Origin of the sequence: Polymorphospora sp. A560, assembly GCF_045781765.1 — a bacterium.
Taxonomy (GTDB): Bacteria; Actinomycetota; Actinomycetes; order Mycobacteriales; family Micromonosporaceae; genus Polymorphospora; species Polymorphospora lycopeni.
This window is the reverse complement of sequence record NZ_CP122282.1, coordinates 4,881,034-4,898,354: the sequence shown is the minus strand read 5'-3', so window position 1 is coordinate 4,898,354 and position 17,321 is coordinate 4,881,034. Positions and strand designations below refer to the sequence as shown.

Annotated in this window: 17 protein-coding genes and 1 pseudogene; 8 read left to right on the top strand and 10 right to left on the bottom strand. The window is 73.6% G+C overall.

From position 1 onward, the window contains the following. The first annotated feature begins 74 nt into the window (after positions 1 to 74). Positions 75 to 2,981, top strand: a complete 2,907-nt coding sequence (locus tag QCD66_RS21805; RefSeq protein ID WP_407566760.1) for an AAA family ATPase — start codon at positions 75 to 77, stop codon at positions 2,979 to 2,981. 8 nt (positions 2,982 to 2,989) lie between these two features. On the opposite strand, the gene QCD66_RS21800 is transcribed toward QCD66_RS21805, so the two are convergent. From QCD66_RS21800 to QCD66_RS21790, 3 genes are all read right to left on the bottom strand, one after another. Beyond that, a complete protein-coding gene (locus QCD66_RS21800; protein WP_375734937.1) occupies positions 2,990 to 4,066 on the bottom strand; it encodes an alcohol dehydrogenase catalytic domain-containing protein in 1,077 nt (358 codons plus the stop codon). Next, positions 4,063 to 5,481: an aldehyde dehydrogenase family protein gene (locus tag QCD66_RS21795; protein WP_375734936.1), complete on the bottom strand. Its 1,419-nt coding sequence runs from the start codon at positions 5,479 to 5,481 to the stop codon at positions 4,063 to 4,065. Before QCD66_RS21795 ends, QCD66_RS21800 begins: the two co-directional genes overlap by 4 nt. A 91-nt stretch (positions 5,482 to 5,572) precedes the next feature. Continuing rightward, a complete protein-coding gene (locus QCD66_RS21790; protein WP_364207221.1) occupies positions 5,573 to 6,211 on the bottom strand; it encodes a TetR family transcriptional regulator in 639 nt (212 codons plus the stop codon). An 89-nt stretch (positions 6,212 to 6,300) separates the two neighbouring features. Here QCD66_RS21790 and QCD66_RS21785 point away from each other — a divergent pair, with 89 nt between their 5' ends. From QCD66_RS21785 to QCD66_RS21765, 5 genes are read left to right on the top strand one after another with little or no spacing between them, the layout of a single operon-like run. Then, positions 6,301 to 7,452 (top strand): acyl-CoA dehydrogenase family protein, encoded by a 1,152-nt coding sequence (locus QCD66_RS21785; RefSeq protein WP_375734935.1) that lies wholly within the window; start codon positions 6,301 to 6,303, stop codon positions 7,450 to 7,452. Between the two features lie 20 nt (positions 7,453 to 7,472). Next, the gene (gene fabG, locus QCD66_RS21780) at positions 7,473 to 8,231 is read left to right on the top strand and encodes a 3-oxoacyl-ACP reductase FabG (RefSeq protein ID WP_375734934.1); all 759 of its coding nucleotides are present in this window, start codon (positions 7,473 to 7,475) and stop codon (positions 8,229 to 8,231) included. A gap of 34 nt (positions 8,232 to 8,265) precedes the next feature. Continuing rightward, positions 8,266 to 9,438, top strand: coding sequence for an acyl-CoA dehydrogenase family protein (locus QCD66_RS21775; RefSeq protein WP_375734933.1), 1,173 nt, complete (start codon positions 8,266 to 8,268; stop codon positions 9,436 to 9,438). Beyond that, the gene (locus tag QCD66_RS21770; protein WP_357536986.1) at positions 9,435 to 9,902 is read left to right on the top strand and encodes a MaoC family dehydratase; all 468 of its coding nucleotides are present in this window, start codon (positions 9,435 to 9,437) and stop codon (positions 9,900 to 9,902) included. Before QCD66_RS21775 ends, QCD66_RS21770 begins: the two co-directional genes overlap by 4 nt. Beyond that, complete coding sequence (locus QCD66_RS21765) at positions 9,899 to 11,464, top strand: long-chain fatty acid--CoA ligase (protein WP_375734932.1); 1,566 nt, start codon at positions 9,899 to 9,901, stop codon at positions 11,462 to 11,464. Before QCD66_RS21770 ends, QCD66_RS21765 begins: the two co-directional genes overlap by 4 nt. Positions 11,465 to 11,466: 2 nt before the next feature. Here QCD66_RS21765 and QCD66_RS21760 read toward each other — a convergent pair whose 3' ends face one another. From QCD66_RS21760 to QCD66_RS21750, 3 genes and pseudogenes are all read right to left on the bottom strand, one after another. Then, positions 11,467 to 11,934, bottom strand: coding sequence for a DUF6069 family protein (locus QCD66_RS21760; RefSeq protein ID WP_375734931.1), 468 nt, complete (start codon positions 11,932 to 11,934; stop codon positions 11,467 to 11,469). Positions 11,935 to 12,069: 135 nt separating this feature from the next. Continuing rightward, the gene (locus tag QCD66_RS21755; protein ID WP_375734940.1) at positions 12,070 to 13,071 is read right to left on the bottom strand and encodes an RNA polymerase subunit sigma-70; all 1,002 of its coding nucleotides are present in this window, start codon (positions 13,069 to 13,071) and stop codon (positions 12,070 to 12,072) included. A gap of 180 nt (positions 13,072 to 13,251) precedes the next feature. Continuing rightward, positions 13,252 to 14,091 (bottom strand): annotated as a pseudogene (locus QCD66_RS21750) (LysR family transcriptional regulator); the annotation flags it as partial. Between the two features lie 104 nt (positions 14,092 to 14,195). Between QCD66_RS21750 and QCD66_RS21745 the strand changes: the two are divergent. Both QCD66_RS21745 and QCD66_RS21740 read left to right on the top strand, forming a co-directional pair. Further along, a complete protein-coding gene (locus QCD66_RS21745; protein ID WP_375734930.1) occupies positions 14,196 to 14,762 on the top strand; it encodes a pyridoxamine 5'-phosphate oxidase family protein in 567 nt (188 codons plus the stop codon). Between the two features lie 23 nt (positions 14,763 to 14,785). Further along, positions 14,786 to 15,349 (top strand): dihydrofolate reductase family protein, encoded by a 564-nt coding sequence (locus QCD66_RS21740; protein WP_375734929.1) that lies wholly within the window; start codon positions 14,786 to 14,788, stop codon positions 15,347 to 15,349. Positions 15,350 to 15,368: 19 nt separating this feature from the next. On the opposite strand, the gene QCD66_RS21735 is transcribed toward QCD66_RS21740, so the two are convergent. The 4 genes from QCD66_RS21735 to QCD66_RS21720 all read right to left on the bottom strand — a co-directional run bounded on the left by QCD66_RS21735 (position 15,369) and on the right by QCD66_RS21720 (position 17,315). After that, positions 15,369 to 15,632 (bottom strand): gas vesicle protein K, encoded by a 264-nt coding sequence (locus tag QCD66_RS21735; RefSeq protein WP_375734928.1) that lies wholly within the window; start codon positions 15,630 to 15,632, stop codon positions 15,369 to 15,371. 248 nt (positions 15,633 to 15,880) lie between these two features. Continuing rightward, a complete protein-coding gene (locus QCD66_RS21730) occupies positions 15,881 to 16,192 on the bottom strand; it encodes a gas vesicle protein (RefSeq protein ID WP_375734927.1) in 312 nt (103 codons plus the stop codon). Next, on the bottom strand, positions 16,189 to 16,968 hold the full coding sequence (locus QCD66_RS21725; protein WP_375734926.1) for a GvpL/GvpF family gas vesicle protein: 780 nt from the start codon (positions 16,966 to 16,968) through the stop codon (positions 16,189 to 16,191). Before QCD66_RS21725 ends, QCD66_RS21730 begins: the two co-directional genes overlap by 4 nt. Next, entirely contained in the window at positions 16,965 to 17,315 is a 351-nt protein-coding gene (locus tag QCD66_RS21720; protein ID WP_357537000.1) for a gas vesicle protein, read from the bottom strand. Before QCD66_RS21720 ends, QCD66_RS21725 begins: the two co-directional genes overlap by 4 nt. Positions 17,316 to 17,321: the final 6 nt, after the last annotated feature.

The following is a 17,321-nucleotide window of genomic DNA, read 5'->3' as shown; positions in this document are numbered from 1 at the left end:
GGTGAGCGAAATGTCGCCCTCTTCCGATCTCGTTACCAATAGGTAACACTCACTATATGATTGATGCATCGCTAGTGCAAAAATCTGTGCTGCGGGGCCGGAGCGCGGCACGCCGGACGATCACCGACCTGATCGACGCGGCGGCCACCGGCACCGGCGGCGCCCTGCTGCTGCACGGCGAACTCGGCCTGGGCAAGACCGCACTGCTCGACGACGGCAGCGTGACCGCGGCCGCCCACCCCGCCGGGTTCACCGTCCTCGCCGCCAAAGGGCTGCCCGACGAGGCCGACCTGCCGTACGCCGTACTGCACCGGCTCCTCGAACCCCTCGCCGGACGGATCCCGCCGCTGCCCGGCCGGCAGGGCGACGTGCTCACCCGCGCCCTGGGCGGGGAGGGCTGCCCCGAGCCGGACCGGCTGGTCCTCTGCCGGGCCGTCCTCGGCCTGCTCGGTACGGCCGGCACCGGACGTCCCCTGTTCTGCCGCCTCGACGACACGCACGCCGCCGACCCACCGTCGCTCGACGTGCTCGCCTTCGCCGCCCGGCGGCTGCGCCCGTACCGGGTCGCCATGGTGCTCGCCGGCGACGCGGCGGAGGCGGTCTGCGACGTACCGGCGCTCGGGCTGACCCCGCTCGACGAGACGGACAGTCTGGGCCTGCTCGGCGACCTGGTCCCCGACGGCCTGCCGGCCGACACGGCCGCCGCACTGGCCCGGCTCGCGCGGGGCAACCCGCAGGCGCTCACCGACCTCGCCACCACCCTCACCCCCGCCCAGCGGTACGGCGACGAGCCGCCGCCCACGGCACTGCCGCCCGACGGCGTGCTCGGCCGGTCCTACCGGGACCGGTTGCGCCGGCTTCCCGCCGAAACCCGCTGGCTGCTCCTGCTCGCCGCCGCCGACGAGGCACTCGACCAGTTCGGCCTGGTCCGGGCCGCCGAAGCCTCCGGTACCCGGCTGACCGCTCTCGCCCCGGCGGAACTCGCCGGCCTGATCCGCGTCGACGCCCACCGGGTCGGCTTTCCGCAGCGACTGCTCCGGACCCTGGCCTACCAACAGGCACCGCTGGCCCGGCGCCGCGCCGCGCACCTGCTCCTGGCCCGGACCATCAGCACCGGACCCGACCAGCGACTGCGTCGGGCCGTACACCTGGCCACCGCCGCCGACGGCCCGGACGAACCGCTCGCCGCCGAACTGGAACGGGCCGCCGCACACGTCCGCGCCAGTGCCCCCGACCCCGGCGCCGGCCCGTTCCGTACGGCCGCCGGCCGACCCGATCCGGCCGGGGGCTACGCGACCGCCTCGGCGGCCCTGGAACGCGCCGCCCAGCTCACCGACGCCCGGACCGGCGACGGGCGCGGCGCCGCGGCCGATCTCCGGCTCGTCGCCGCGGCCCGGTACGCCTGGCTGGCCGGCGACCCGCAGCGTGCCCGCCGGCTGCTCTTCCGGATCGGCGACACCGGCGCGGACCCGGTGGTGCGGGCCCGGGTCCGGCTGCTGAGCGGCGAGATGGCCCTCCGCACGGGCGTCGCCGGTGACGCACCGGAACCGCTGCTGGCCGCGGCCGAGGTGCTGGCCCCGACCGATCCCCGGGCGGCCCTCGGCGCGCTGCTACAGGCCGGCGAGGCGGTCTGCCTCTCCGGCGACTACCGCCGGTACGCCGAGATCGCCCGCCGCGCGGCCGTGCTGTGCCGGCCGGACGCCACCGCCGCCGCCCTGGTCGCCCACGAACACATCACCGGCTCCGCCGCGACCTTCGAGGGCCGCCACCGCGACGCGGTCGCCGCCCTCCGCCGGGCGGTCGACCTCGCCGCGTCGCTGGACGACCCCGTCGGGCTCACCGCCGCCAGCGCCGCCGGCCTGCTCGCCGCCGACGACGCCGCCGCCGGCCGGCTCGCCTCCCGGGCCGTGGCCCGGGCCCGGGCCACCGGCGACGTCTCGGCCCTGCCCCGGGCGTTGGAGCTGCTGAGCTACGCCCACTACTGGCTCGACCCGACCGGTCCGGCGGCGGTGGCGGCGGCCCGGGAAGGGCTGGCGGTGGCCGGGGAGAGCGGGCAGGACAACTGCGCCGCCATCCACCGGGGCATGCTCGCGGTGCTGGCCGCGATCCGCGGCGACCGGGCCGTGGCACTGCGGCACGGCCAGCCCGGCGCGGGCGCTCATGCCGGCGGGCAGCGGCCCTGGGCGCTGAGCCAGTGGGCGCTGGCGGTGCTCGACCTGACCGAGGGCCGGGCGACGGCCGCCGCCGCCCGGCTGCACGCCCTGGCCCGACCCGGCACCGGCCGGGGCCAACTCGTCGTGCAGGTGATGGCCACGCCGTACCTGGTCGAAGCGGTCGCCCACGCCGACCCGGCGGGACCCGCGACGGCGGCACGGCGGGCGCGGGCGCTCCACGCGTCGGCCGTCTTCGACCGTTGGGCCGACGGCACCGGGAATCCGGCCCGCCGGGCCGTCTCGGCCCGCTGCCGCGCACTGCTGGCCCCCCGGGGCAGCGGGGCGGCCGAGGACTGGTTCCGGCAGGCGCTGCGGCTGCACGCGGCGGGCGGGGCGGAGTTCGAGCGGGCGCGTACGGAACTGCTCTTCGGCCGGGAGTTGCGTCGCTCGCGCCGACCCCGGGACGCCCGGGAGCACCTGCGCCGGGCGATGGAGACGTTCCAGCGGCTCGGTGTCGCCGGCTGGGCACAGCAGGCGACGGCGGAACTGCGGGCGGCGGGCGCGGCGGTCCCGGCCCGCACCGCCACCGCGCGCCGGCCGGTCGGCGACCTGCGGCCGCCGGGTGGTGCCGTCCGCCCGTCGGTCGACGTGCGGACGCTGACCCCCCAACAGTTGCGGATCGCCCGGCTGGTGGGGGAGGGGGCGACGAACCGGGAGGTGGCCGCCTGCCTGCACCTGAGCCCCCGGACCGTCGACCACCACCTGCGCAACATCTTCCACCGGCTCGGCCTGCGGTCCCGGATCGAGCTGGCCCGTGCCCTGCGCTGAGCCGGTGGTCAGTCGAACAGCACCACCGTGCGGGCGCCCTCGCCCCGGGCCATCCGGGCGAAGGCGGCCGGCGCGTCGTCCAGTCCACACCGGTCGGTGATCAACGGACCGAGGTCGAGCGACCCGTCGAGCACTGCGGCGGCCAACTCCGGCACGTGCCGGTCCGGGTCCGACGAACCGTAGACCGAGGAGCGCAGGGTACGCGCCGAGTGGAAGATCTCCAGCGCGCTCAGCTCGACCAGGTCGTCCTTGCCGCCCATCCCGACCACGGTCACCTGGCCGCCGCGCCGGGCGGCCCGCCAGGCGGTGCGGATCGTGGTGGCCCGGCCGACGCATTCGAAGGCGTGGTCGACCCCGCGCCCACCGGTCAGCGTCCGGACCCGCCTGGTGAGGGTGTCGTCGGCGACCAGGAAGTCCGTGGCCCCCGCGGCCGTCGCCAGCTCACGCTTGGCCCCGGCGAGGTCGGCGGCGACGACGGGCCCCGCACCGGCCGACGCGGCGGCGATCACCGTGGCCAGGCCCACCCCGCCGAGCCCGAGAACCAGTACGGACTCACCCGGCGCGACGGCGGCGGTCCGGGTGACGGCACCGACCCCGGTCAGGACGGCGCAGCCGAGCAGGGCGGCCGACTCGAACGGCAGCCCGGCCGGCACGGCGATCACCGCCCGTTCGCCGACCACCACCTCCTCGGCGAGCGCGCCGAGGCCGAGGGTGACGTGCAACGGATCGCCCCCGGCGGTCCGGCCCCGGGCCACCGACGGGGTGCCCGCCTCGACACAGAGCCACGGTTCGTCGTGCCGGCAGGGCCAGCACCCGCGGCACGGCGGTGCCCAGTTCAGCACCACGTGGTCGCCGACACCGACCCGGCGTACGCCGGCGCCGACCTCGGTCACCAGCCCGGCGGCCTCGTGCCCGAGCACGAGCGGGTACGCCGGGGTGACCGTCCCGTTCGTCATCGACAGGTCGGAGTGGCAGACCCCGGCGGCGCGGACCCGGACCCGGACCTCGCCCGGCCCGGGGGCGGGCAGTTCGACGTCGGTGACCGTGGGCGGCGCGCCGACCCCGGCGACGACCAGCGCCCTCATCTCTGGATCGACTTGAGCTGGGTGAACTCGGCGAGCCCGTACACGCCCAGTTCGCGGCCGATCCCGGACTGCTTGTAGCCGCCGAACGGGGCGAGCGGGTTGAAGGAGCCGCCGTTGACGTCCACCGAGCCGGTGCGGATCCGGCGCGCGACGGCGAGCGCCCGTTCCTCGTCGCCGGCGAAGACCGCGCCGGCGAGCCCGTACCGGGAGTTGTTCGCGATGGCGACGGCCTGGTCGGTGTCGTCGAAGGGGATGACCGCCAGGACCGGTCCGAAGACCTCCTCCTGGGCCAGCGCGCTGTCGGGGTCGACGTCGGCGATGACGGTCGGCGCGACGAAGTGGCCCCGGTCGGGGACCGGTGCGTCCGGACCGCCGGTGACGAGCCGGCCGCCGTCGGCGAGGCCGTGCGCGATGTGTGCCCGTACGCGGTCGCGTTGGGTGGCGGAGACCAGCGGTCCGAGCCGGGTGTCCGGGTCGAAGGGATCGCCGAGCCGGTATCCGGCGGCGATGTCGGCGGCGAGTTCGAGGGCTTGCGCGTAGCGGGTGCGGTGCACGAGCATCCGGGTCCAGGCGGTGCAGGTCTGGCCGGAGTTGACGAGGCAGTTGCCGATGCCGGCCTTCACGGCGGTGGTGAGGTCGGCGTCGTCGAGGACGATGTTCGCCGACTTGCCGCCGAGTTCGAGCGCGACCCGGGCGATCCGGTCGGCCGCCAGGTGGGCGATCTGCCGGCCGACGGCGGTGGAGCCGGTGAAGGAGACCATGTCCACGTCCGGGTGCCCGGCGAGGGCCGCGCCGACCACCGGACCGGTCCCGGTGACCAGGTTGACCACCCCCGGCGGCAGCCCGGCCTCGTCGATCGCGTCGAAGAACTGGTAGGCGACCAGCGGGGTCAGTTCGCTGGGCTTGAGTACGACGGTGCAGCCGGCGGCGAGGGCGGCGGCGAGCTTGGCGACCACCTGGTGCAGCGGGTAGTTCCACGGGGTGATGGCGCCGACGACGCCGACCGGCTCGCGCAGCACCAGGGAGTTGCCGATGGTCTCGGCGGGGGCGGGCTGCCGGGCCAGGTCGGCGTAGCCGCGCAGCACCCGCAGCGGGAGTCCGACCTGGACCCGGGCGGCGAACTTGCGCGGGCTGCCGAGTTCGCGGCCGATGGTCTCGGCGAGGGCGTCGGCGCGGGAGGCGAGTGCGTCGTGCAGCCGGTCGAGCGCCGCGGCCCGGTCGGCCGGGCCGGTGTCTGCCCAGCCGTCGAAGGCGGCGCGGGCCGCGGCGACGGCCCGGTCGACGTCGGTGGCGGTGCACGCCGGGATCTCGGCGATGGTCTCCTCGGTGGCCGGGTTCTCCACCGGGATCGTCCCGGTGCCGTCCGGCCGCACCCAACGACCGCCGAGGTGGATTTCGGTACGGGTGAGCTGCATCGGTGGACCTCTCACTCGGGTGAGTGGGCAGCGGTGCCGTCTGGCGGCAATAACTAGCGCCGCAAGTTTTCCGACTGTAGCGCCCGCCGCCTCACCGATCCATAGGCCGGGCGAGTTTCTCGTAGTCGCTGGAGAGACCGTCGATGAGCGCGTCCAGGCCGAGGGCGAACGCCCCGTCGTCGACGCTGCGCTGGTGTTCGGCGAGCCGGTGCGCCTGGCCGAGGTGGGGGTGTCCGTCGTAGAGCGCCGGATCCTCGATGAAGCCCTTCGCGAACGAGCCGAGGGTGGAGCCGGTGACCAGGTAGCGCATCAGCGCGCCGATGTGGGTGGCCTTCGCCGGCGGCCAGCCCGCGTCGACCAGTCCTCCGTAGACGGCGTCGGCCATCCGTAGCGCCGCCGGCCGCCGGCCCGGCCCCTGGGCGAGGTACGGGACGATGTTCGGGTGCGCGAGCAGCGCCTCGCGGTACGACATCGCCCAGAGTCGCAGCGCCGTCCGCCATTCGTGCGTACGGAAGAACGAGACGTCCACCTCGGCGATGATCGCGTCGGCGACCGCGTCCAGGATCTCGTCCTTGGTCGCGAAGTGGTTGTAGAGCGAGGGGCCGCGGACCCCGAGTTCGGTGGCGAGCCGGCGGGTGGAGAACCCGGTCAGCCCCTCGGTGTCGATGAGCCGGGCGGCGGTGGCCACGATTCGTTCCCGGCTGAGCAGGGCCTTGCTGGGACGCGGCATCGGTCGGTCTCCTCCGGAACGGGTGCGCAAGGAACTCTTCCACATCCGGGTCTGGACGAGATAAAACTTGCAGCGCTAGTTTAATGTCCATGGATCTGAGCCTCTCGCCCGAACAGGCCGCCGCGCGTCAGCTCGCGGCCGAGTTCGTCGATCGTGAGGTGGCGCCGTACGCCGCCGCGGCCGACCGCGCCGAACAGGTCGACCCGGCCGTCGTCGGGAAGCTCGGCGACCTCGGCTTCCTCGGGCTGACCATCGACGAGGCGGACGGCGGCTCCGGCGGCGACCACCTGACCTACTGCCTGGTGCTGGAGGAACTCGGCCGGGGCGACCCGTCCGTACGCGGCATCGTCTCGGTCTCCCTCGGCCTGGTCGCCAAGTCGATCGCCGCCCACGGCACACCCGGGCAGAAGGCCCGCTGGCTGCCCGGACTCTGCGCCGGCGACCTGCTCGGCGCCTTCGCGCTCACCGAACCCGATGTCGGATCCGACGCCGCCGCACTGCGTACCCGGGCCGAACGCGCCGGTGACGACTGGCTGATCAGCGGGGCCAAGGTGTTCATCACCAACGGCACCCGCGCCGACGTCATCCTGCTCTTCGTCCGTACCGGCGGCCCCGGCCCGCGCGGCATCACCGCCTTCCTGATCCCCGCCGACAGCGCCGGCCTGACCCGCCGCCCGATCCACGGCAAACTCGGGCTGCGCGGCCAGGACACCGCCGAACTCGCCCTAGACCGGGTCCGGGTGCCCGACAGCGCCCGGCTCGGCGCCGCCGGCGCCGGCTTCGACCTGGCGCTGCGCGCCCTGGCCAAGGGCCGGATGTCGGTCGCCGCCGGCTGCGTGGGCATCGCCCAGGGCAGCCTGGACGCCGCACTGCGCTACGCGGCCCAACGGGAACAGTTCGGCAAACCGATCGCCGGGCACCAACTCGTGCAGCAACTGATCGCCGAGATCGCCGTCGACACCGCCGCCGCCCGGCTGCTCGTCTGGCAGGTCGCCGACCTGATCGACCGTGGACAGCCCTTCGCCACCGAGTCGTCGGTGGCCAAACTCTTCGCCACCGAGGCCGCCGTCCGCGCCGCCAACAACGCACTCCAGGTCTTCGGCGGCTACGGCTACGTCGACGAGTACCCGGTCGGCAAGTACCTGCGCGACGCCCGCGTCGCCACCCTCTACGAGGGCACCAGCCAGATCCAGCAACTCCTCATCGGGCGGGCGCTCACCGGCGTCAGTGCCTTCAAGTGACAACCACCAGGGAGAGCCCCGTGAACAGATTCGCCGACCGGGTCGCCATCGTCACCGGCGCCGCCCAGGGGATCGGTGCCGCCACCGCCCGCCGGCTCGCCGCCGAGGGAGCCGCCGTCGCGGTCGTCGACCTCGACCCCGGGCGGAGCAAGGTCGTCGCCGAGGAGTTGACCGCCGCCGGCGGCCGGGCGATTGGCGTCGGCTGCGACGTCACCGACGCCGACGCGGTCGAGGCGATGACCCAACGGGTGGTCACCGAACTCGGCGGCCCGCACATCCTGGTCAACAACGCCGGCATCACCCGCGACAACCTGCTGTTCAAGATGTCGGCCGCCGAGTGGAACGCGGTGCTGAACACCAACCTGACCAGCATGTTCCACTGCTGCCAGGCGGCTCAGAAACACATGGTCGCCGCGCGCTACGGCCGGATCGTCAACCTGAGCAGCCGCTCCGCGCTCGGCAACCGCGGGCAGGTCAACTACGCCGCGGCCAAGGCCGGGGTGCAGGGGCTCACCGCCACCCTCGCCATCGAACTCGGGCCGTACAACGTCACCGTCAACGCCGTCGCTCCCGGCTACGTCGCGACCGCGATGACCGCCGCCACCGCCGTCCGGGTCGGCGCCACCCCCGAGGACCACCAGCGGACGGTGGCCGACCTGACCCCGCTGCGCCGGGTTGGCCAACCGGAGGAGATCGCCGCCGTGGTCGCCTTCCTGGCCAGCGACGACGCGTCGTACGTCAGCGGCCAGACCCTCTACGTCAACGGCGGCGCCCGCTGACCGCCGGCACCGACGAACACGCCAGGAGGAGACCGTGGACTTCGCACCGAGCGACGAGGAGCGGGCGATCCGGGACACCGCCCGGGAGTTCATCAACCGGGAGATCATGCCGCTGGAGCCGGAGGTGCTCCGCCGCGAACGTGCCCACCTGCCCGGCCTGGAACCCGGCCAGCTACGCGAGTTGCAGCTGCGGGCCCGCAAGTTCGGCTTCTGGGGCCTGGACACCCCCGACGAGTACGGCGGGATGGGCCTGCCGGCCGTCACCCAGTCACTGGTCTGGACCGAGGTGGGGCGCACCTTCGTCCCGTTCCGGTTCGGCGGCGAGGCCGACAACATCCTCTTCCACGCCAACGAGGAGCAGAAGCGCGAATACCTGCTGCCGACCATCGAGGGCGAACGCCGCTCCTGCTTCGCCATCACCGAACCCGGCGCCGGCTCCGACGCGGCCAACATCCGCCTCACCGCCCGCCGCGGCGGCGACGACTGGGTCCTCGACGGCGAGAAGACCTTTATCACCGGCGGCAACGAGGCCGACTTCGCCATCGTCATCGCGGTCACCGACCGCGACCGCGACGTCCGCCGGGGCGGCAGCACCGCCTTCCTCGTCGACCGCGACATGGGCTGGCGCTCGGAGTTCATCCAGACGATGGGGGAGGGCGGCCCGGCCGCGCTGGTCTTCGAGGACGTCCGGGTACCGGCCCGCAACGTCCTCGGCGAGGTCGGCCAGGGCTTCGCGCTGGCCATGCAGTGGATCGGCAAGGGCCGGTACGTCATCCCGTCGCACGCGCTCGGCATCGCCGAACGCGCGCTGGCCATGGCGATCGACCACGCGAACACCCGGCACACCTTCGGCCGGCCCATCGGCGACAACCAGGCCATCGCCTGGATGCTCGCCGACTCCGAGACCGAACTGGAGGCGGCCCGCTGGCTGGTGCTGCGCGCCGCCTGGACCGTCGACGCCGGACTCGACCCGAGGCACGCCTCGTCGATGGCGAAACTCTACGGCGCCGGCATGGTCAACCGGGTGGTCGACCGGGTGATGCAGATCCACGGCGGCATGGGCTACACCCGGGAACTGCCGATCGAACGCTGGTACCGGCAGGCCCGGCTGCTGCGCATCTTCGAGGGCACCGACGAGATGCAACGACTCATCATCTCCCGCGACCTGCTGCGCGGCTACACCAAGCTCGGAGGGCACCTCGCGTGAGAACCTTCGGATCGCCCGCCGAACTCGCCGCCGCGGTCGGCGACATCCTCGGCCCCGGGCGGTGGCACCCGGTCGGTCAGGACCGGGTCGACCTCTTCGCCGACGCCACCGACGACCACCAGTGGATCCACGTCGACCCGCGACGGGCCGCCGCCGGACCGTTCCGTGGCACCGTCGCCCACGGCTATCTCACCCTCTCGCTGCTGCCGGCCCTGGTCCGCGACGTCTACCGGGTCGACGGGGTGCGGATGGGGGTCAACTACGGGCTGAACCGGGTACGGTTCCCGGCCCCGCTGCGCACCGGTGGCCGGATCCGGGCCAGCGTCCGGATCGACGCGGTGACCGAGGCGGCCGGTGGGCTCCAGGTGGTCAAGACCGTCACCGTGGACAGCGACGGCGGCGGCAGACCGGTCTGCGTGGCCGAGACGGTCAGCCGCCTCTACCTCGCCGGGGAGGAGTCGTGACCAGCCTCTCGCTCGCCACCGTGCTCGCCGAATCCGCCCGGCGGCACCCCGCGAAGGTCGCCGTCGTCGACGGCGACACCCGGGTCACGTACGCGCGACTGTGGCACGAGGCCCGCACCTACGCGGCCGGCCTGCGCGAACTGGGCGTACGGCCCGGCGACACCGTCGCCCTGCTCGCGCCGAACGTGGTCGACTTCCCGCGCGCCTACTACGGGGCGCTCGCGGCCGGCGCGGTCGTGGTCCCGGTGCACCTGCTGCTCACCGCCGACGAGGCCGCGTACGTGCTCCGCGACAGCCGGGCCGACCTGCTGGTCTGCCACGGCAGCCAGCTCGCGATGGGCGCGGCGGCCGCCGAACGGGCCGGCATCCCGCTGGTCACCGTCGGCGCGGTGGCGCCGGTGCCCGCCCAGCGTCCCGCGACGGCGGTCCGGCGCCTGGAGGACCTGTGCGCCGGACTCGAACCGGTGCCGTCGTACGTCTCCCGTGGCGCCGAGGACCCGGCGGTGATCCTCTACACCAGCGGCACCACCGGCGAGCCGAAGGGCGCCGTGCTGACCCATCTCAACCTGGTGATGAACGCCATGGTGAACGTCTTCGACGCCAACGACGCCCGACCGACCGACGTGGTGCTCGGCTGCCTGCCGCTGTTCCACACCTTCGGGCAGACGGTGGCGATGAACGGCACCTTCCGCATCGGCGGCACCCTGGTACTGCTCGCCCGGTTCACCGGCCCCGCCGCGCTGGACCTGATGGTCCGCGAACGGGTGGACGTCTTCCACGGCGTGCCGACGATGTACATCGCACTGCTGGAAGCCGCCGCCGGCCGCGACGAACTGCCCCGGCCGCGGCTGTGCGTCTCCGGCGGCGCGTCACTGCCGGTCGCCGTACTCGAACGCTTCAACACCGCCTTCGGCACCACGATCTTCGAGGGGTACGGCCTGTCGGAGACCGCACCGACCGCGACCACCAACCAGCCGCACTTCGGCACCCGCGCCGGCACCGTCGGGCATCCGATCTGGGGCGTCGAGGTCGAGATCGCCCGCCCGGAGGTTCCGGATCGCGTCGAGCTGCTGGGCGTCGGTGAGCTGGGCGAGATCGTCATCCGCGGGCACAACGTCTTCGCCGGATACCTCGGCCGTCCGGAGGCGACCGCGGAAGCGGTCGTCGACGGCTGGTTCCGCACCGGTGACCTCGGCACCCGCGACGCCGACGGGTTCGTCACCATCGTCGACCGGACCAAGGACGTGGTGATCCGGGGCGGGTTCAACGTCTACCCCCGCGAGGTCGAGGAGGTGCTCGCCCGGCACCCGGCGGTCGCCCAGGTCGCCGTGATCGGCGTACCGGACCCGGTGCACGGTGAGGAGATCTGCGCGGTGGTCGTGCCCGACCCGGCGGCCGACCCGCCACCGGACGCGGAGGAACTGATCGCCTGGGCCCGCGAGCGGCTCGGCCGGCACAAGTATCCGCGCCGGATCCGGTTCCTCGAACGGCTGCCGCTCGGGCCGAGCCACAAGGTGCTGAAACGGGAGCTGCGCCGCACCTTCGCGGCGGAACACCGGTGACGTCACGAACCGCGCTCGCCGCCCCGGGGGCGCAGGCTCCGCGCCAGGGTGGGGATCATCACCGCCGCGGGGACGAGATGCAGCCCGAGGAGGGCGGCGATGGTGGCGGTGTTCGCCCCGGCGAGGAAGGGCGGGACCATCGAGATCGCGGTCAGCGACACCGCCGTCCACACGAATCGCTGGGCGGGGTGGGCGCTCCAACGAAGAAGAGCGACGGCGATGACGATGCCCACGACCGAGAAGAAGCCGGTCACGACGGCGAACCCGGCCAACGGGATCGTCTCGCCGCTGTCGGAGACTGCGAAGTCGACGCCAACGGCCCGGGCCAGCGCGGCGGCGAGGGTGGTGGCCACTGTCGCCACGAGCGCGGCGATGAAGCCGGTGACGGCGAGCCCGCCGAGTCGGCCGGGGTGGCTGGTCCGGCCCGATGCCGGGCTCGCGACGACCCCGGTGTCATTCATGCTGTTCATGTTGTTCCTCCACCATTCGGTAACCGGCGTACGGGGTGTGTCGACCGGCAGGTGCCGGTCCTGGTCCCGGGATGACGACGCGCACCCTCGCCCGGCGACGGCCGGGTCGCGCGGGGCGCGGACGCCGGACCGGGACTACTCCGTGCCGTCCGCCGGCAGGCGCTCCGGCAGCCCGAGCCGCGCGAACTGGTCGTCGTGGAACGTGACGATCTCGGTGATCGCCCCGTCCGTGACGCGCAGGACGTCGATCGTCAGCGGCAGGTACGCGCCCTCCGGCTTCCGCCAGTGGTAGAAGGCGACGGCCGGCTGCCGGTTCACGGAGGTAGGGACGGCGCGCAGGTGCTTCATGCCCTCGAAGCCGCTCTCGACCCAGTCCTTTACCACCGCTTCGCGGCCGACGTACAGGCCGGGCGTGGGCGGCATCGAGCAACGGACGTCGTCCCGCAGCAGTGCGGCGAGCCCGCCGATGTCCGTGGCCACGCTGGCGTCGGTGTAGCGGCGCACCAGTTCGCGCGTCCCGGCGTCCTCCTCGCCGTCGGTCCAGTCCTGCCGCTCGGCGGGCAGGTGCTCCCGCATGCCGGCGCGGGCCCGCTGCAGCGCGCTGTTCACGGAGTTGACGGAGTCCCCGAGGAGTTCCGCGACGTCCTTCGCCGGCCAGCCGAGCACGTCCCGCAGGATCAGTACGGCCCGCGGGCGCGGCGCGAGGTGCTGGACCGCGACCAGGTAGGCCAGCTCGATCGTCTCCCGCGCGACGGCGACGGTCTCCGGCTCGTCCGCGTCGCCCGCGGGCAGCTCGTCGAGCAGCCGGTCCGGGTAGGGCTGCAGCCACCGCACCTCGCCGCCGGTCGCGGGCTCCGGGCGGCACCTGGCGAGCAGGTCCAGGCAGGCGTTGGTGGCGATCCGGTACAGCCAGGCCCGGAACGTCGACCGCCCCTCGAAGGTCTCCCGCCGCCGCCAGGCACGCAGGAACGTCTCCTGCACGGTGTCCTCGGCGTCCTCGAACGACCCGAGCATCCGGTAGCAGTGCACGTGCAGCTCCCGCCGGTGCCGCTCCGCCAGCCCCGAGAACGCCGGCTCGTCGACCTCGCCCAGACCACTCACGCCCAGCTCCTCCAGCCGCGTGTCCGCACTCATCACGTCATCCCTCCGCCTTGTCGTGTCCCGTCGTACGTATGACGGGTGCGGGCGCGACAACTCATCACCAGGGTCGGTCGGCATGGCTGGGCAGGGGCTGCCGGCCGGGGCCGGGTCGGCGCCGGCGGGATCGGCACTGGTGGCGGTGGGTGGGTGGACGGCCGGCCCGGCGGCGTGGTGGAGGAAGGCCGACGCGAGGGGGCCGAGGTCGTCGGTGCGCCAGACCAGCGCGTAGTCGAAGGTGGGGCGTCCGGCGATGGGTACGCAGGTGAGACCGGGGCGTGGATAGAGCTGCCCGGTCTGGGCGCCGACGACGGCGACGCCGTGGCCGGAGGTGACGTAGGCGAGCATTTCCTGGAAGCCGGGCAGGAACGTGATTCTGGCCGTCGGCCAGGCGATGGGGAGATGGTGCGCGATCCAGTAGTCGGGAAGGCCGTGTGCGAAGAGGAAGTTCTGTCCGGTCAGATCGGCGGGTGTGACGTGGGCGCGCCGGGCCAGGTGGTGGTCGGTGGGGACGGCGAGCAGTGCCGCTTCGGAGAGCAGCACCGGCCCGACGGTGAGGTCCGGTTCGGTGACCGGCAGCGGCAGGACCGACAGGTCGACTTCGGCGTGGCGCAGCGGCCCGCACAGGTCGGCCAGGACGGTCTCGCGGATGGTGACCCGGCAGTCGGGCGTGCGGGTGTGGAAGGTGTCGACCAGGGTCAGGACGTGGCGCGCGACGGCGGCGGACATGTAGCCGAGGTGGAGTTCGCCGGTGGTGCCGTGGCCGGCGGCGATCGCCCGCGCGATCGCCGCCTGGACCTGGGCGTAGGCCGGGCCGAGTTCGTCGAGGAGCTGTCGGCCGAGGGGGGTGAGGTCCACCCGGCGGGTGGTTCGGGTGAACAGCGGCGCCCCGAACCGGCGCTCGATCTTCTTGATCGTTTGGCTGATCGAGGCCGGGGCCACGCGCAGACGCTGGGCGGTGCGAGCGAAATGCAGTTCCTGGGCCAGCGCGAGGAACACCTCGATGTCCTGCCGTTCCATCTCCTGATTGTTCAGCCCGGCTGAACAATCATGCAAATTCTCGCTGTTGATCGCGCCGCCTCCGGCCGACCAGGATGACCCTGACAGCACGAACGGGAGGCGTGATGGCAGGCGAACCGGTCGACCTGAACAGCCGACGGGTGGGGGGAGCGTCGATGTGGGCCACCGTGCCGCGCCTGCTCGCGCAGCACCACTACCTCGTCCTCGGTACCGCGGACAGCGAGGGCCGCCCGTGGGCCACCCCGGTGTTCTACGCGGCCGACGGCGAGCACCGGATCCTGTGGGTGTCCGCACCCGACAGCCGGCACTCCCGCAACATCGCCGCGCGTCCCGAAGTGGCGATCACCGTCTTCGACACGCACGCGCCCATCGGCGGAGCGGAGGCGATCTACCTGGAGGCGACCGCCGAACCGGTCCCCGACGATGCCCGTGCCGCGGCCCTCGCCGTACTCAACACCCGGCTGCCAACCGGTCACCGGATGGGCCCGGACGACCTTGAACCAGCGGGACCGTTGCGGGTCTACCAGGCCGCCATCGCCAGCCATTTCATACTCATCCGGGGCGGTGACACCCGGTTCGACAACGTCACCGACGCCCGGCTCGCGGTCACCCCACCTGATCCCGGCACACCGATGTCCCCCGACCGGCCGGTCTGCTTGCATGGCAGGTGAGCCCCGACGGAAGGAGAACCGGCATGGGCAAGCTGATCTACTCGATGATCACGTCCCTCGACGGCTACGTGAGTGACCCGGACGGCAAGTTCGACTGGGGCTTCCCCGAGCAGGAGTTGCACGAGTTCGTCAACGAGTTGTCGCGCTCGTTCGGAACGTACCTCTACGGCCGCCGGATGTACGAGACGATGGTCTACTGGGAGACCGCGCACACCCTGGCCGATCCGCCCCCGTTCATCCTGGAGTACGCCCGGGCCTGGCAGGCCGCCGACAAGGTCGTCTACTCCACGACGCTGAACGAGGTCGCCAGCACGCGGACGCGGATCGAGCGGACGTTCGACCCGGACGCGGTGCGCGCCCTGAAAGCGGAGTCCGATCTCGACATCACCGTCGACGGGCCCAACCTCGCGGCGCAGGCGGTTCGCGCCGGACTGGTCGACGAGTTCCAGCTCTACGTCGCGCCGGTCATCGTCGGTGGCGGCAATCCGGTCTTTCCCCCGGTGCGCGTCGACCTCGAACTGCTCGACGAGCGCCGCTTCGGCAACGGTGTCGTCCACCTGCGGTACGGCGTACGGCACGACGCCTAGCCGGGCGGCAGCCCGGCCGTCACTGGCGGGGGAGCAGCGGCCCGAGCGGGCCGAGGTCCAGGTTGAGGTCCTCGGGGGACAGCCCGAAGTGCTCCCGCAGCTCGGTCATCTGTTCCTCCAGCGCCATCAGCGTCGCGCCGACCCGCTCGACCTGCTCCTCGGTGAGGTCGCCCTGGTCGATCCGGCGCAGGGCCTGACGCTCCATGAGCTGCCGCAGCAGCTCGATGATGGTCAGCACCAGGCCGCCGAGGCCACGCTCGATCCCGTCCCGGTCGACGTCCACCCGTGGCCCGAGCGGCCGAACCGTCGGAACGTCCGGCTCTTCTACCCTGTCGGCCCCCGGGTGGGGCGTGTCTACCCTGTCGGCCCCCGGGTGGGGCGTGTCTACCCTGTCGGCCCCCGGGTGGGGCGTGTCTACCCTGTCGGCCCCCGGGTGGGGCGTGTCTACCCTGTCGGCCCCCGGGTGGGGCGTGTCTACCCTGTCGGCCCCCGGGTGGGGCGTGTCCACCCTGTCGGCCCCCAGGTGCGGGTCTACCATGCCGGCCCCCCGTCGGGGCGGGTGGCGTGGTCCACGGGGTCCGCCACCTCGCCGTCGACGACCGCCCCGGCGCCGTCCCCGCCGGACGCCGCCCCGGACGTTGCCTCGGCGGCACCGGCGCTGGCCCGTACCGACGCGAGCAACGCCCGCAGCGACACGTGCACCAGGTCGACATCGGCGATGGACAACGCCAGCTCACCGCTGACCACGACGCCCTTGCCGAGCACCCGGTCGAGCAGGTCCACCAGCGCGATGGGTCGGTAGTCGGCGGCCCCACCGGGGCCACCGGGCACCATCTCGGTCATCGGGTCGCCGCCTCCCGCTCGTCGGTCGCGGTGAACGAGTACGGCGGCCAGGGACCGGTCAGCTCGACCGTGACCCCGGGATGCCGCGGGGCCAGCTCCCGGACCAGGTCGGCGAAGTCGCCCGCCCGGTCCGCGTCGACCAGGTAGGCGCCGTTCAGCACCATCCACTCCGGACGGCCGCTGAGCCGGCCGTCCTGCGGCGGGTGGTGACCGGCCTCGATGGACCGCCCGGCGAGCGCGGCGTGCAGCCGGTCGGCGTCGGCCGCGGCCGTCCGCTCGGCGGTCTCGGTCGCCGTCATCCGCGCCCGCTTGCGCATCAGGTACGCCCGTCCGGCGCCGCCGCCGGCGCCCGCCGGCTCGGCCGGAGCCGTCGGAGCCGGCACGGCGTACGCCTTGACGCCCCACTCGATGCGGCCCTCGACCCGGTCGAGGGCGGCGGTCAGGTCGTCGTGGTGCTCGGTCAGCATGGCCGCCACCCGCGCGTCGTCGAGCTGGACGGTGGCCAGCCGGGCCGGTACGACCGGACCGAGGCGGGCCACCGCGTCGGCGACCTCGTGGTGCGTGCGGGCGACGCTGGTGAGCCAGTCCAGGTTCTCGAGGTTGCGCCGCAACGCCTCCTCGCCGTACTCGGCCAGGTCCACGGTGGCGACCACGGCGACCAGACCGGCCGTCGCGACGGCGCGTACCGGCGCCCCACCGACCCCGGTGATGCCGGCCAGCCGGTCGGCGGACAGGCCCCGGCTGACCGCGTGCACCCAGGTTCCGTGTTCGCTCATCGGGTCTCCTCCCGCCGGGCGTCCAGGCGCCCCTCGTCGCGTACCGGTTCCGCCTCCACCGCCCGCCGGTCACCGTCGGACTCGATCTCGTTCCCGGTCGGCGCGGCCCCGACCTCCGGCCCGCGCGGGCGGCTGGACAGGAACGGATCGCGTTCCCACCAGTCGATGCCCATCTCCCGGGCGGTGTCCACCGAGGCCACCACGAGGCGCAGCTTGATGGTGAGCAGTTCGATGTCGAGCAGGTTGATCCGGATGTCGCCGGCGATCACCACACCACGGTCGAGCACCCGTTCGAGGATGTCGGCGAGGTTGGTCGGATCCTGCCCTCGGGGTTGCAGGGTGCTCATCGTCCG

Bases quoted from the DNA above. Each gene is read 5' to 3' on its own strand.
- QCD66_RS21800 (WP_375734937.1), bottom strand. From the start codon at position 4,066: ATGAGGGCGCTGGTCGTCGCCGGGGTCGGCGCGCCGCCCACGGTCACC.
- QCD66_RS21795 (WP_375734936.1), bottom strand. From the start codon at position 5,481: ATGCAGCTCACCCGTACCGAAATCCACCTCGGCGGTCGTTGGGTGCGG.
- QCD66_RS21790 (WP_364207221.1), bottom strand. From the start codon at position 6,211: ATGCCGCGTCCCAGCAAGGCCCTGCTCAGCCGGGAACGAATCGTGGCC.
- QCD66_RS21785 (WP_375734935.1), top strand. From the start codon at position 6,301: ATGGATCTGAGCCTCTCGCCCGAACAGGCCGCCGCGCGTCAGCTCGCG.
- QCD66_RS21760 (WP_375734931.1), bottom strand. From the start codon at position 11,934: ATGAACAGCATGAATGACACCGGGGTCGTCGCGAGCCCGGCATCGGGC.
- QCD66_RS21745 (WP_375734930.1), top strand. From the start codon at position 14,196: ATGGCAGGCGAACCGGTCGACCTGAACAGCCGACGGGTGGGGGGAGCG.
- QCD66_RS21740 (WP_375734929.1), top strand. From the start codon at position 14,786: ATGGGCAAGCTGATCTACTCGATGATCACGTCCCTCGACGGCTACGTG.
- QCD66_RS21730 (WP_375734927.1), bottom strand. From the start codon at position 16,192: ATGACCGAGATGGTGCCCGGTGGCCCCGGTGGGGCCGCCGACTACCGA.
- QCD66_RS21725 (WP_375734926.1), bottom strand. From the start codon at position 16,968: ATGAGCGAACACGGAACCTGGGTGCACGCGGTCAGCCGGGGCCTGTCC.
- QCD66_RS21720 (WP_357537000.1), bottom strand. From the start codon at position 17,315: ATGAGCACCCTGCAACCCCGAGGGCAGGATCCGACCAACCTCGCCGAC.